Here is a 13,186-nt window from a genome sequence, read left to right as displayed (position 1 = left end):
GAAGGGCTTCACCAGCCATTCAGTATCTCTGAGTGCCCTGTCGCAAGATTAGTTCAGAATCTTTTCAAAAAACTTTGGAATAAGCTCAAGAACGATCAGGCCTAAGCGATTTTCGATGCCTTTGCCGCGACGCCCTGTCGCGGCAAAACCCCAATCCAGAGGCCTCAGTGCGCCTCGTCCCAGTTGTTGCCAACCCCGACTTCCACCAGCAACGGCACGTCCAGTTTTGCCGCTTCGCTCATGTGCGCACGAATTTCTTCGCGAACCTGATCGACCAGATCCTCGCGAACCTCCAGCACCAGTTCGTCGTGCACCTGCAGGATGACTTTGGCGTCCAGCTCGGAAGCGCTCAGCCAGTTGTCCACCGCCACCATGGCTTTCTTGATGATGTCCGCCGCAGTGCCCTGCATCGGCGCGTTGATCGCCGTGCGTTCGGCGGCGGCGCGTTCCTGAGGCTTGTTGGAGTTGATGTCCGGCAGATACAGGCGACGACCGAAAATTGTTTCCACAAAGCCTTGATCCGCTGCCTGGGCGCGGGTGCGATCCATGTACTCGCGCACGCCCGGGTAACGCGCGAAGTAGGTGTCGATGTAGGCCTTGGCGGTCTTGGTGTCGACGCCGATGTCCTTGCCGAGCTTCTGCGCGCCCATGCCATAGATCAGGCCGAAGTTGATCGCCTTGGCGCCACGGCGCTGGTCGGACGTCACTTCGTTCAGCTCGACCTTGAACACTTCGGCCGCCGTGGCGGTGTGTACGTCCAGATTGTTGCGGAAGGCATTCATCAGGCCTTCGTCGCGGGACAGGTGGGCCATGATCCGCAGTTCGATCTGCGAATAGTCCGCCGCCAGCAGTTTGTAGCCTTTCGGCGCAACGAACGCCTGACGGATGCGTCGGCCTTCAGCAGTACGCACAGGAATGTTCTGCAGGTTCGGATCGCTCGACGACAGGCGACCGGTCGACGCAACGGCTTGATGGTATGAAGTGTGGATACGCCCTGTACGCGGGTTGATCTGCTCCGGCAGGCGATCGGTGTAGGTGCTTTTCAGCTTGCTCATGGAGCGGTGTTCCATCAGCACTTTTGGCAAGCGGTGATCGTCTTCGGCCAGTTTCGCCAGCACTTCTTCGGCGGTGGACGGCTGGCCCTTGGCGGTCTTCTTCAGCACCGGGAGGCCGAGTTTCTCGTAGAGGATCACGCCCAGTTGCTTCGGCGAGCCGAGGTTGAACTCTTCACCGGCGATCTCGAACGCTTCGCGCTCCAGCGCGACCATCTTGTTGCCCAGCTCGATGCTCTGGATGCCAAGCAGTTCAGCGTCGACGAACGCGCCCTGGCGCTCGATGCGAGCGAGCACCGGCACCAGCGGGATCTCGATATCGGTCAGCACGCTTGCCAGGCTCGGTATGGCGCTGAGTTTTTCGAACAGCGTCTGGTGCAGGCGCAGGGTCACGTCGGCATCTTCGGCGGCATACGGCCCGGCCTGTTCCAGAGCGATCTGGTCGAAGGTCAGCTGTTTGGCACCTTTGCCGGCGATGTCCTGGAAGCTCACGGTGGTGTGATCCAGGTACTTCTGCGCCAGGCTGTCCATGTCGTGACGGGTGGCGGTGGAGTTGAGCACGTAGGACTCAAGCATCGTGTCGAAGGCAATTCCGCGCACGGTGATGCCTTCATTCTGATCACCGCCGATGGCGCAATTGGCCAGGATGTTCATGTCGAACTTGGCGTGCTGGCCGACCTTGAGCTTGTTCGGGTCTTCAAGGATGGGCTTGAGTGCGCGCAGCACGGTGTCGCGATCCAGCTGCTCCGGCACGCCGATGTAGGAGTGGGTCAGCGGGATGTAGGCTGCTTCGTTGGCCTGCACCGCGAAGGACAGACCGACCAGTTGTGCCTGCTGGGCGTCGATCCCGGTGGTTTCGGTGTCGAAGGCGAACAGCTTGGCGCTTTTCAGCTTTTCCAGCCAGACGTCGAATCGCGCCTGATCGAGGATGGTTTCGTACGCGGCTTCAGCCGGAGCGGCGGGCGCTTCCTCTTCGGCAGGCGCGCTGAACAGATCGCCGGCCGGCGCAGGCTCGGCAGCAGCGCTCAGTTCCTGGCGCTTGGCATCGCGATCCAGGTCATTCAGCCAGCTCTTGAACTCCAGCAGGGTGTACAGCTCGTAAAGTTTGGCCGGGTCCTCCGGACCCATTTGCAGGTCCTCGAGGCCTATATCCAGCGGCACGTCGACCTTGATGGTCGCCAGTTGATAGGAGAGGAACGCCATCTCCTTGTGCTCTTCGAGCTTGGCCGGCAGGGTCTTGGCGCCACGGATCGGCAGGGTCGGCACGATGTCGAGCTGCGCATACAGCTCGGTCAGGCCGCCGTTGACGCCTACCAGCAGGCCGGAAGCGGTCTTCGGACCGATGCCGGGAACGCCGGGGATGTTGTCGGAAGAATCGCCCATCAGGGCCAGATAATCGATGATCTGCTCCGGAGCGACGCCGAATTTCTCCTTCACGCCCTCCACGTCCATCGAACTACCGGACATGGTGTTGACCAAGGTAATGTGGCCGTCGACCAGTTGCGCCATGTCCTTGTCGCCGGTAGAGATGATCACCGGACGATCGGCGGCCGCGCTGCTGCGGGCCAGGGTGCCGATCACGTCATCGGCCTCGACGCCTTCGACGCACAGCAGCGGGAAACCGAGGGCGATCACGCTCTGGTGCAGCGGCTCGATCTGCACGCGCATGTCGTCGGGCATGCTTGGGCGGTTGGCCTTGTATTCGGCGTACATTTCATCTCGAAATGTCCCACCCTTGGCGTCGAACACCACAGCGAACGGGCTGTCCGGATAATGCTTGCGCAGGCTCTTGAGCATGTTCAGCACGCCTTTGACCGCACCGGTCGGCAGGCCTTTGGAGGTGGTCAGCGGTGGCAGCGCGTGAAAGGCGCGGTACAGGTAAGACGAACCGTCCACCAGGACGAGGGGGGCTTGGCTCATGAGCAGAATCAACCTTTTCGGCGGGCCCGGCGCTAGAATAGCGGGACCGTTGACGACAAAGGGACAAGGTTATCATGCGTACGTTAAATCGCTTGCTGCTGGTCAGTCTGATTGCTGTCTCACCGCTGGCCGCGATCGCGGCGGATGATGCGCCATCGTCGGAGCCGGAAGTTACCATTAGCACGCACACGGAAGGCGACAAGGTCATTCAGGAATACAGCCGGAGTGGATTCGTGTATGCGATCAAGGTCACACCGAAGGTCGGCAAACCCTATTTCCTGGTGCGCGCCGATGGTACGGACGCGAATTACATCCGGTCCGACCAGCCGAATATGTTGATTCCAGCGTGGGAAATCTTTACCTGGAAGTAAGTTTCCTGACTTTTAATCGGCGCCGTTTGATGGCGGCGCCAGAACTGAGCAGTTTTTAACCATGTCTGTGTTTACCCCCCTGGCTCGGCCCGAGCTGGAAACCTTTCTCGCCCCTTACGGGCTCGGCCGTCTGCTCGATTTCCAGGGGATCGCCGCCGGTAGCGAAAACACCAACTTCTTCATCAGCATGGAAAAGGGCGAGTTCGTCCTGACCTTGGTCGAGCGCGGCCCGGTGCAGGAAATGCCGTTCTTCATCGACCTGCTCGACGTGCTGCACGAGGCCGATCTGCCGGTGCCTTACGCACTGCGCACCACCGACGGCGTGGCCCTTCGCGAGCTGAAAGGCAAGCCAGCACTGCTGCAACCGCGCCTGGCCGGCAAGCACATCAAGCAGGCCAACGCCCAGCATTGTGCGCAGGTCGGTGAGTTGCAGGCGCACCTGCACCTGGCGACCCAGGGCGACAACATGATCAAGCGCAAGACCGATCGTGGCCTGGACTGGATGCTGGAAGAGGGCACGCAGTTTCTTTCGCACCTGAGCGACGAGCCGCGTGCGCTGCTGCAAAAGGCGCTGGACGAAATCACCCAACAGAAAGAGAAAATTCTCGCGCTGCCACGGGCGAACATCCACGCCGACCTGTTCCGTGATAACGCGATGTTCGAAGGCACGCACCTGACCGGGCTGATCGATTTCTACAACGCCTGCTCTGGTCCGATGCTTTATGACGTGGCGATTGCCCTGAACGACTGGTGTTCGGACGATGACGGCCTGATCGACGGCCCGCGTGCGCGTGCGTTTCTGGGTGCCTACGCGGCACTGCGACCGTTCACGGCGGCCGAGGCCGAGTTGTGGCCGACCATGCTGCGAGTGGCATGCGTGCGGTTCTGGCTGTCGCGCCTGATCGCGGCGGAATCGTTCGCCGGGCAGGACGTGCTGATCCACGATCCGAAAGAGTTCGAGCAGCGTCTGGCACAGCGTCAGACGGTCAGTACGCCGCTACCTTTCGCCCTGTAAAAGAAAAAACCGCAGCCTGTGCAGGCTGCGGTTTTTTGTATCAGAGCGATTCGAGACAACCCGCCAGATCATTCCCCAGCTTCTCCAGCACTTGCTCATAACCCTGAGCCGTCGCTGGTGTGTACCCGCCCAACGCATCCAGTTCCGCCAGTTTCACCGGCAGACCTGCCACCAAGGTCTCGGCCAGACGTGGACGCAGCGGCGGCTCACTGAACACGCAGGTCTTGCCGACTTCCTGCAAACGCGTGCGCATTGCCGCCACATGCTGGGCGCCCGGCTGCACTTCCGCCGCGACGCTGAACACACCGGTGTGTTTCAGGCCGTAGGCGTCTTCGAAGTAGTCGAAGGCTTCGTGGAAGACGAAGTAGGGTTTGCCTTCAATACCGGCCAGACGTTTCTTCAAGCGCTGATCGAGCGCATCAAGACGTTCATCGAACGCCTTGGCGTTGCTCTGATAGCGCTCGGCATTGGCCGGGTCTGCAGCGCTCAGGTCAGCGGCCATTTTGTCGGCAATAACTCGCGCGTTCACCGGCGATAGCCACAGATGCGCATCGAGGCTGCCCGGACGATGATCGTGGTCGTGTTCGTCGGCTTCTTCGGCATGGGAATGACTGTCTGCGGCGAAGCGGCGCAGTTTCATGCCCGGCAGGTCCTGTACCGCGACGCTCGGCAACGTACGACCGTTCAGCACGCGAGGCAGGAAACCTTCCATGTCCGGGCCGATCCAGTACAGCAGGTCCACCGATTGCACCTTGCGCACATCGGATGGACGCAAGGCGTAGTTATGCGGCGAAGCGCCCGGTGGCAGCAGCACTTCCGGAATCGCCACGCCGTCCTGCACCGCGGCGGCAATCAGTTGCAGGGGCTTGATGCTGGTGAGGACTCTGACCTCGGCCTGAGCCGGACCGATCAGCAGAAAACCGGTGATGAATACGACAAAAACAGAAAAAAGTCGGGACACGATGACCACTCAATGAGGCGAGAACGGGTAACATAATAACGTCTCTAACCAAACTCGTCGCCGCTCATGCCTATTACACCGATTGCCAGCCGTCCCCACGACCACTCGCACTGCGTTCACAGCGCGCTGTCCGAGGCCGATGCCCTGTGTGCACAGAAAGGCCTGCGCCTGACCGCGCTGCGCCGGCGGGTGCTGGAACTGGTCTGGCAGAGCCACAAGCCGCTGGGTGCCTACGACATTCTGGCGGTGCTCAGCGAGCAGGACGGCCGCCGCGCTGCGCCGCCGACCGTGTACCGGGCGCTGGATTTCCTGCTGGAAAACGGCCTGGTGCACCGCATCTCCTCGCTCAACGCCTTCGTCGGCTGCGTTCACCCGAAACATTCGCACCAGGGCCAGTTCCTGATCTGCCGTGAATGCCACGCCGCCATCGAACTTGAGCAAAAAACCATCAGCGACGCCATCGTCCACAGCGCCAAGGACGTCGGCTTCATCGTCGAGGCCCAGACCGTCGAAGTGGTCGGCCTCTGCTCCGGTTGCCGGGGGGCTTGATGAGCGATGCGCTGATCCGTCTGGAGCAGGTGGCGGTCCGGTTTGCCGGGCAGAACGTGCTGGACAACATTCACCTGAGCGTCGAGCCGGGGCAGATCGTCACCCTGATCGGCCCCAACGGCGCCGGCAAGACCACGCTGGTGCGCGCCGTGCTCGGGCTGTTGAAGCCCGACAGCGGCAGCGTCTGGCGCAAGCCGAAACTGCGCGTGGGTTACATGCCGCAAAAACTTCACGTCGATCCGACCCTGCCGCTGTCAGTGCTGCGCTTCCTGCGGCTGGTGCCGGGCGTCGATCGCCCGCGTGCGCTGGCGGCACTCAAAGAAGTCGGTGCCGAGCACGTCATCGACAGCCCGGTGCAAAGCGTGTCCGGCGGTGAAATGCAGCGCGTTCTGTTGGCTCGGGCTCTGCTTCGCGAGCCGGAACTGCTGGTGCTCGACGAGCCGGTGCAAGGCGTCGATGTCGCCGGGCAGGCCGAGCTGTACAGTTTGATCACCCGCCTGCGCGACCGTCACGGCTGCGGCGTGCTGATGGTGTCCCACGATCTGCATCTGGTGATGAGCACCACCGATCAGGTGGTGTGCCTCAACCGTCACGTCTGCTGCTCCGGTCATCCCGAGCAGGTCAGTGGCGACCCGGCCTTCGTCGAGCTGTTCGGCAACAACGCGCCGAGCCTGGCGATCTATCACCACCATCATGACCACGCCCACGACCTGCACGGTTCGGTGGTCAAAGGGCCTTTGACGGGCCAACCTCACGTTCACGGAGATAGCTGCAAGCATGGCTGATTTTCTGTTCTACGCCCTGCTTGCAGGCCTGGCGCTGGCGGTGGTCGCGGGGCCGCTGGGCTCGTTCGTGGTCTGGCGGCGCATGGCCTATTTTGGCGACACGCTGTCCCACGCCGCGCTGCTCGGCGTGGCGCTGGGCTTTCTGCTGGATGTCAGCCCGACCGTCGCGGTGACTGTGGGCTGTCTGCTGCTGGCAGTGCTGCTGGTGACCTTGCAACAGCGCCAGCCGCTGGCGTCCGACACGCTTTTGGGAATTCTCGCACCGAGCACGCTCTCCCTCGGGCTGGTGGTACTAAGCTTCATGCATGAAGTGCGGATCGACCTGATGGCCTATCTGTTCGGCGACCTGCTGGCGATCAGCCCGACCGATCTGGCGTGGATCCTCGGCGGCAGCGCGGCGGTGCTGGTGTTGCTGGTGACGCTGTGGCGGCCGCTGCTGGCGATCACCGTGCACGAAGAGCTGGCCAAAGTCGAAGGCCTGCCGGTGGCCGGTTTGCGCATGGCGCTGATGCTGCTGATCGCAGTGGTGATCGCCGTAGCGATGAAAATAGTCGGTGTATTGCTGATTACTTCGCTGTTGATCATCCCGGCGGCTGCGGCACAACGTCACGCCCGTTCGCCGGAGCAGATGGCACTGGGCGCGAGCGTGCTGGGCATGCTCGCCGTGTGTGGCGGGCTGGCGCTGTCCTGGTTCAAGGACACCCCGGCTGGCCCGTCAATCGTTGTGACGGCGGCCGCACTGTTTCTGCTGAGTTTTGTTCTGCCCCGTCGAGGGGTGTAGACTTGCTCGTTTTTTGCGCAAATAGAGAGTCGCAGGAATGAAGCCGTTCGCCTCCCGTTATCTGCTCCTTGTGGCCTTTTCAGTGCTGCTGGGCGCCTGCCAAAGCACGCCGCCGGTGGCCGAAGTCCCCGATGCGCGGGCCACGGCCATCGCACAGCTGGAGCAAAGCCTGGCCAGCAGCGAACTGGCCACTGCCGAAGACCAACTGGCAGCCTTGCAAGCCGAAACACCCAACGATCAATCCCTTGAGCAATACCAGCGCCAGTTGGCCGAAGCCTATCTGCGTCGCAGCCAGATCGTCCTGCAGAAGGGCGATGTGAATGCGGCCGCGACCGCGCTGGCCCGTGCCCGCGTGCTGATGCCCAAGGCCCCGGCACTGACCGGTGGCGTCAACGGTGCCATCACCGAAGCGCGCAAGGCCGAGCTGGAGAAAGCCGAAGCAGCGCTGCAAGCCGCCGAAGCCAAGCCGAAAGCCAAGGTGATCGATCCCACCGCCGAGAGCACCACGGTTGCGCTGAATATCACCGATAGCCGCAAACTTCGCCGCCAACTGGATGCGATCGCCGCCGATGTGGTGAATTACGACTGTGCGGTGAGCATTCAGGCCCCGCGCACCAATGATTACCCTTGGCTGGCAACGCTGATCACCAAGCGCGTGAAGAAGCTTGATCCGGATTTCGATCTGAAGATCGAAAAACAGATCCTGCGCACGGTGCCGGCGCAGATGGTTCTGAGCCCGCGCAAACCTTGAATTAACCGCAGCCTGCTTTTCGCAGGCTGCGGTTTTTTTCAGGCCGGAATCGCCTTGGCCTTGGCTTCCCTATCCCAAACCCGGTGCTGCCCGATCGCAGCAAAGAATGGCTTGGTCAGCGCGCCAACATCCTTGCCTTCTAGCAACCCCGCATCCGCCTCCAGCTTCAGCACGTCCAGCAACTGCTTGGCCTCGCCATGCAGCGCAATCGCCTTCAGGTGTTTGTACGCCTCCAGCAGGTAATGCAACGCCACGCCGTCACCGCTCAACGCCTTGACCGACGCCGCGCCACCCGGCACAAACACCGCATCGAACGCCACCGAAGGCAAACCTTCCATCGACGCATCCACCGCCAGGCTTTTGCCATCGGCGGTTTTCACCGGCGCCGAGGTCGGGCCGAGCAGTTTGGCGTGCGCACCTTCTGCCGCCAGCGCCTTCTTCATCGCATCAATCGCTGCGCCATCGACGCCGTTGGCCGCAAGGATCGCGACTTTCCGCGTCTTGATGTTTTCCGGCAACAAGTTGGCCTGACTCAGCGATGGCGAGTGATCCAGTGATGTTTTCGGTACGTCGACGGTGCCTTTGCCTGGCGCTGGCAGACCCAGGTTGGCCGCCACGCGTTTGGCCAGCTCCAGATCGATGTTGGCGAGAATCTCGTTCACTTGCCGCGCCCGGATGAACTCACGCTCAACCTTGCCGAGTTCGAAACTGTAGGCGGCGATGATGTGCTCTTTCTCGTGCGGGCTCATGCTGTTGAAGAACAGCCGCGCCTGGGAAAAGTGGTCGCTGAACGACTCGCTGCGCTGGCGGATCTTGTTGGCGTCGATACGCTCCGGATAACTCTCGAAACCGCCGTCCTGCGCGGCCGGCGGGGTTTCTTTCGGCCAGCCGCCATCGATGGAGTTCGGTTCGTAAGACGCGCGGCCCTTGTCGATCACCGTGCGGTGCTGGGCATCGCGCTGGCCGTTGTGGAACGGTGCGACCGGGCGATTGATCGGCAGCTCATGAAAGTTCGGCCCACCGAGTCGGCTGATCTGCGTGTCGGTGTAGGAAAACAGCCGACCTTGCAGCAGCGGGTCATTGGAGAAGTCGATCCCCGGCACGATATGGCCGGGGCAGAACGCGACCTGCTCGGTCTCGGCGAAGAAGTTGTCCGGGTTGCGATTGAGGGTCATCTTGCCCAGCGGCGTAATCGGAACGATTTCCTCGGGAATCAGTTTGGTCGGGTCGAGGATGTCGAAGTCGAAGTCGTGCTCGTTTTCCTCCTCGATGATCTGTACACCGAGTTCCCACTCCGGGTAATCGCCCATCTCGATGGCTTCCCACAGATCGCGCCGATGGTAGTCGGTGTCTTTACCCGCGAGTTTTTGCGCCTCGTCCCATACCAGCGAACAAGTGCCGGCAGTAGGGCGCCAGTGGAATTTGACGAAGCGCGATTTGCCCTCGGCATTGATCAGCCGGAAGGTGTGCACGCCGAAGCCCTGCATGCTGCGCAGGCTTTTCGGGATGGCCCGGTCGGACATGGCCCAGATCACCATGTGCGCCGATTCCGGTACCAGCGACACAAAATCCCAGAACGTGTCGTGAGCCGAGCCGCCGGTAGGGATCTCGTTATGCGGTTCGGGTTTCACCGCGTGGACGAAGTCGGGAAACTTGATCGCGTCCTGAATGAAGAACACCGGCATGTTGTTACCGACCAGATCGAAGTTGCCTTCGTCGGTGAAGAATTTCACGGCAAAACCACGCACGTCACGCACGGTGTCGCCGGAACCACGCGGCCCCTGCACCGTGGAAAAACGCACGAACACTGGGGTTTTCTTCCCCGGATCCTGCAGGAAGCCAGCCTTGGTCAGCGTCGAATGGTTCTCGTAGCTCTGAAAGAAACCATGGGCGCCGGTGCCGCGGGCGTGGACGATGCGCTCGGGAATCCGTTCATGGTCAAAGTGCGTGATCTTTTCACGCATGATGAAGTCTTCCAAAAGCGACGGCCCGCGAGCTCCGGCCTTGAGGGTGTTCTGATTATCAGCAATTTTCACGCCCTGGTTGGTGCGCAGGGCCTGACCGGTAGCGTCGGAGCGAAACTTCTCCAGGCTGTCGAGTTTGGCATTGGTGTTGGCGCGATCCGGGGTATCGGTGCCGGCCAGTTGGCTTTTGTCATTGGCAGGTTTCTTGGTACTCATCAGTCATGAACTCCTGTTTGTCCCGGGATTGCTCCGGAACGCTTGAGTGTTTCCCAGGCACGGCACCCAGGGTTTTCAAGTCGCTTAAGTAGTGACTGACGAGGGTTTCGGGCGTTCCTTTTTTATGACCTTTGATCCTGTTATTGCCAAATCGAAGGTTATTCGCGAAATAAATGCTAAGAACCTCTATACGGACAGGCTAAAATGCGCGCCCGGCTAACCGCTGATCCTTTTCCAACGCGCCCCACAAGGTTCGCTACGTGATCGAGTTTCAAAACGTCCATAAGACTTACCGCGTCGCCGGTAAGGACATCACCGCGCTGCACCCGACCAGCTTCTCCATCGAGAACGGTCAGGTGTTCGGCCTGATTGGCCATTCCGGCGCGGGAAAAAGTACCCTGCTGCGTCTGATCAATCGCCTGGAGCAATCCAGTGGCGGCAAGATCATCGTCGACGGTGAAGAAGTCACCGCGCTGGACGCCAACGGCCTGCGCCGTTTTCGTCAGCAGGTCGGGATGATCTTCCAGCACTTCAACCTGCTGGCATCCAAGACCGTGGCCGACAACGTCGCGCTGCCGCTGACCCTGGCGGGTGAACTGTCCCGCGCCGAGATCGACCAGCGTGTGGCCGAGTTGCTGGCGCGGGTCGGTCTGTCCGATCACGCCAAAAAGTACCCGGCGCAGTTGTCCGGCGGTCAGAAGCAGCGCGTCGGCATCGCCCGCGCCCTGGCGACCAAGCCGAAGATCCTGCTGTGCGACGAAGCCACCAGCGCCCTCGACCCGCAGACCACGGCGTCGGTCCTGCAGCTGCTGGCCGAGATCAACCGCGAGCTGAAGCTGACCATCGTCCTGATCACCCACGAGATGGATGTGATCCGCCGCGTGTGCGATCAGGTCGGCGTGATGGACGCCGGTGTGATCGTCGAGCAAGGTTCGGTGGCCGATGTGTTCCTGCATCCGAAGCACCCGACCACCAAGCGCTTTGTTCAGGAAAGCGAGCAAATCGACGAAAGCGAGCAGCGCGATGACTTCGCTCACGTGCCGGGCCGCATCGTGCGTCTGACCTTCCAGGGCGAAGCGACCTACGCGCCGTTGCTCGGAACCGTCGCCCGGGAAACCGGTGTGGACTACAGCATCCTGGCCGGTCGTATCGACCGCATCAAAGACATTCCTTACGGGCAATTGACCCTCGCCGTCACCGGTGGCGACATGGAAGCAGCCTTCGCGCGCTTCACCGCCGCTGACGTTCACATGGAGGTGTTGCGCTAATGGAAGACCTGATGAGTTTCTTCACCAATATCGACTGGTACGAAATCTGGCTCGCCACCGGCGACACCCTGATGATGCTCGGCGGTTCGCTGCTGTTCACCGTGCTGCTCGGCCTGCCGCTGGGCGTGTTGCTGTTCCTGTGCAGCCCGCGTCAGTTGCTCGAAGCCAAAGGCGTGTACGCATTGCTGTCGCTGGTGGTGAACATCCTGCGTTCGCTGCCGTTCATCATTCTGTTGATCGTGATGATCCCGTTCACCGTGCTGATCACCGGCACCTCGCTCGGCGTGGCCGGTGCGATTCCGCCGCTGGTAGTGGGCGCGACGCCGTTCTTCGCGCGGCTGGTGGAAACCGCCCTGCGTGAAGTCGATCGCGGCATCATCGAAGCGACCCAGTCGATGGGCGCGACCACTCGCCAGATCATCATGAACGCCTTGCTGCCGGAGGCCCGTCCGGGCATCTTCGCAGCGATTACGGTGACGGCGATTACACTGGTTTCCTACACGGCGATGGCCGGTGTGGTCGGCGCCGGTGGCCTGGGTGACCTGGCGATCCGTTTCGGCTATCAGCGGTTCCAGACCGACGTGATGATCGTCACCGTGGTGTTGCTGCTGATCCTGGTGCAAGTGCTGCAAATGGTAGGCGACCGACTGGTCGTGCACTTCTCGCGCAAATAACCGGTTTTGTAATGACATGAGCCGGCCATTCGCTGGCAGGCGCCAGACGGGCGCCGTAAAAAGGAGTTAGCTGAATGAAAAAACTGATCGTTGCCCTGGCTGCCGTTGCAGCGTTCTCGGCCCACGCCGACGAAACCCTGACCGTTGCTGCCACTCCGTTGCCGCACGCGGAAATCCTCGAGTTCGTGAAGCCGGTGCTGGCCAAAGAAGGCGTGGATCTGAAGGTCAAGGTCTTCACCGACTACGTTCAGCCGAACGTGCAGGTGGCCGAGAAGCGTCTGGACGCCAACTTCTTCCAGCACCAGCCGTACCTCGATGAGTTCAACAAGGCCAAGGGCACCAGCCTGGTGTCCGTGACCGGCGTGCACCTGGAACCGCTGGGCGCCTACTCCAGCAAATTCAAGAAAATCGAAGAGCTGCCAAGCGGCGCCAACGTGGTGATCCCGAACGACGCTACCAACGGCGGCCGTGCGCTGTTGCTGCTGGCCAAGGCCGGCGTGATCACCCTGAAGGATCCGAGCAACATCCTGTCGACCGTCAAGGACATTGCCCAGAACCCGAAAGACCTGAAGATCCGTGAACTGGAAGCCGCGACCATCCCGCGCGTGCTGACCCAGGTCGACCTGGCGCTGATCAACACCAACTACGCGCTGGAAGCCAAGCTCGATCCGTCCAAGGATGCGCTGGTCATCGAAGGCAGCGACTCGCCTTACGTGAACATCCTGGTGTCCCGCGCGGACAACAAGGACAGCGACGCCATGAAGAAACTGGCCGCCGCCCTGCACAGCCCGGAAGTGAAGAAATTCATTACCGAGAAGTACAAAGGCGCGGTGTTGCCGGCGTTCTGATTCGGACGCCGCAACGAAAAAGGGGACGCCA

12 protein-coding genes are annotated in these 13,186 nt (G+C 61.4%); 9 read left to right on the top strand and 3 right to left on the bottom strand.

Annotated elements, in window-relative coordinates; translation table 11 throughout:
* Positions 1 to 164: 164 nt before the first annotated feature.
* Positions 165 to 2,972: a DNA polymerase I gene (gene polA, locus AC07XZ_RS26405; protein ID WP_102688237.1), complete on the bottom strand. Its 2,808-nt coding sequence runs from the start codon at positions 2,970 to 2,972 to the stop codon at positions 165 to 167.
* 74 nt (positions 2,973 to 3,046) lie between these two features.
* On the opposite strand from polA, the gene AC07XZ_RS26400 reads away from it, so the two are divergent.
* Positions 3,047 to 3,343 (top strand): DUF2782 domain-containing protein, encoded by a 297-nt coding sequence (locus AC07XZ_RS26400; protein ID WP_007954026.1) that lies wholly within the window; start codon positions 3,047 to 3,049, stop codon positions 3,341 to 3,343.
* A 61-nt stretch (positions 3,344 to 3,404) separates the two neighbouring features.
* A complete protein-coding gene (locus AC07XZ_RS26395; RefSeq protein ID WP_085606397.1) occupies positions 3,405 to 4,358 on the top strand; it encodes a homoserine kinase in 954 nt (317 codons plus the stop codon).
* Positions 4,359 to 4,398: 40 nt separating this feature from the next.
* Here AC07XZ_RS26395 and AC07XZ_RS26390 read toward each other — a convergent pair whose 3' ends face one another.
* Positions 4,399 to 5,319, bottom strand: a complete 921-nt coding sequence (locus tag AC07XZ_RS26390) for a zinc ABC transporter substrate-binding protein (RefSeq protein WP_102688238.1) — start codon at positions 5,317 to 5,319, stop codon at positions 4,399 to 4,401.
* Between the two features lie 66 nt (positions 5,320 to 5,385).
* Between AC07XZ_RS26390 and zur the strand changes: the two genes are divergently transcribed.
* From zur to AC07XZ_RS26370, 4 genes are read left to right on the top strand one after another with little or no spacing between them, the layout of a single operon-like run.
* Positions 5,386 to 5,868: a zinc uptake transcriptional repressor Zur gene (gene zur / locus AC07XZ_RS26385; RefSeq protein WP_011331783.1), complete on the top strand. Its 483-nt coding sequence runs from the start codon at positions 5,386 to 5,388 to the stop codon at positions 5,866 to 5,868.
* Complete coding sequence (znuC, locus tag AC07XZ_RS26380; RefSeq protein ID WP_039764852.1) at positions 5,868 to 6,653, top strand: zinc ABC transporter ATP-binding protein ZnuC; 786 nt, start codon at positions 5,868 to 5,870, stop codon at positions 6,651 to 6,653. Before zur ends, znuC begins: the two co-directional genes overlap by 1 nt.
* Complete coding sequence (gene znuB / locus AC07XZ_RS26375) at positions 6,646 to 7,434, top strand: zinc ABC transporter permease subunit ZnuB (RefSeq protein WP_007954005.1); 789 nt, start codon at positions 6,646 to 6,648, stop codon at positions 7,432 to 7,434. The genes znuC and znuB overlap by 8 nt, the downstream gene beginning before the upstream one ends.
* Before the next feature lie 37 nt (positions 7,435 to 7,471).
* On the top strand, positions 7,472 to 8,185 hold the full coding sequence (locus AC07XZ_RS26370; RefSeq protein WP_011331786.1) for a PA5502 family lipoprotein: 714 nt from the start codon (positions 7,472 to 7,474) through the stop codon (positions 8,183 to 8,185).
* 38 nt (positions 8,186 to 8,223) lie between these two features.
* On the opposite strand, the gene katE is transcribed toward AC07XZ_RS26370, so the two are convergent.
* Positions 8,224 to 10,365 carry a catalase HPII gene (katE, locus tag AC07XZ_RS26365; protein ID WP_102688239.1) on the bottom strand — a complete coding sequence of 714 codons (2,142 nt, stop codon included), beginning with the start codon at positions 10,363 to 10,365 and terminating at the stop codon, positions 8,224 to 8,226.
* A 260-nt stretch (positions 10,366 to 10,625) separates the two neighbouring features.
* Here katE and AC07XZ_RS26360 point away from each other — a divergent pair, with 260 nt between their 5' ends.
* The 3 genes from AC07XZ_RS26360 (at position 10,626) to AC07XZ_RS26350 (ending at position 13,155) form a co-directional block, all read left to right on the top strand.
* On the top strand, positions 10,626 to 11,633 hold the full coding sequence (locus AC07XZ_RS26360; RefSeq protein WP_007953999.1) for a methionine ABC transporter ATP-binding protein: 1,008 nt from the start codon (positions 10,626 to 10,628) through the stop codon (positions 11,631 to 11,633).
* Positions 11,633 to 12,307 (top strand): methionine ABC transporter permease, encoded by a 675-nt coding sequence (locus tag AC07XZ_RS26355; protein ID WP_011331789.1) that lies wholly within the window; start codon positions 11,633 to 11,635, stop codon positions 12,305 to 12,307. The genes AC07XZ_RS26360 and AC07XZ_RS26355 overlap by 1 nt, the downstream gene beginning before the upstream one ends.
* A 74-nt stretch (positions 12,308 to 12,381) precedes the next feature.
* Complete coding sequence (locus AC07XZ_RS26350; protein ID WP_102688240.1) at positions 12,382 to 13,155, top strand: MetQ/NlpA family ABC transporter substrate-binding protein; 774 nt, start codon at positions 12,382 to 12,384, stop codon at positions 13,153 to 13,155.
* The last annotated feature ends 31 nt before the right edge of the window (positions 13,156 to 13,186 follow it).

This window comes from Pseudomonas sp. GW458-11-26-14-LB4, from assembly GCF_059423925.1.
Note: the sequence above shows the minus strand (reverse complement) of the source record. Positions and strands in the feature narration are given on the sequence as shown.

Bases quoted from the DNA above. Each gene is read 5' to 3' on its own strand.
- polA (WP_102688237.1), bottom strand. From the start codon at position 2,972: ATGAGCCAAGCCCCCCTCGTCCTGGTGGACGGTTCGTCTTACCTGTAC.
- AC07XZ_RS26400 (WP_007954026.1), top strand. From the start codon at position 3,047: ATGCGTACGTTAAATCGCTTGCTGCTGGTCAGTCTGATTGCTGTCTCA.
- AC07XZ_RS26395 (WP_085606397.1), top strand. From the start codon at position 3,405: ATGTCTGTGTTTACCCCCCTGGCTCGGCCCGAGCTGGAAACCTTTCTC.
- zur (WP_011331783.1), top strand. From the start codon at position 5,386: ATGCCTATTACACCGATTGCCAGCCGTCCCCACGACCACTCGCACTGC.
- znuC (WP_039764852.1), top strand. From the start codon at position 5,868: ATGAGCGATGCGCTGATCCGTCTGGAGCAGGTGGCGGTCCGGTTTGCC.
- znuB (WP_007954005.1), top strand. From the start codon at position 6,646: ATGGCTGATTTTCTGTTCTACGCCCTGCTTGCAGGCCTGGCGCTGGCG.
- AC07XZ_RS26370 (WP_011331786.1), top strand. From the start codon at position 7,472: ATGAAGCCGTTCGCCTCCCGTTATCTGCTCCTTGTGGCCTTTTCAGTG.
- katE (WP_102688239.1), bottom strand. From the start codon at position 10,365: ATGAGTACCAAGAAACCTGCCAATGACAAAAGCCAACTGGCCGGCACC.
- AC07XZ_RS26355 (WP_011331789.1), top strand. From the start codon at position 11,633: ATGGAAGACCTGATGAGTTTCTTCACCAATATCGACTGGTACGAAATC.
- AC07XZ_RS26350 (WP_102688240.1), top strand. From the start codon at position 12,382: ATGAAAAAACTGATCGTTGCCCTGGCTGCCGTTGCAGCGTTCTCGGCC.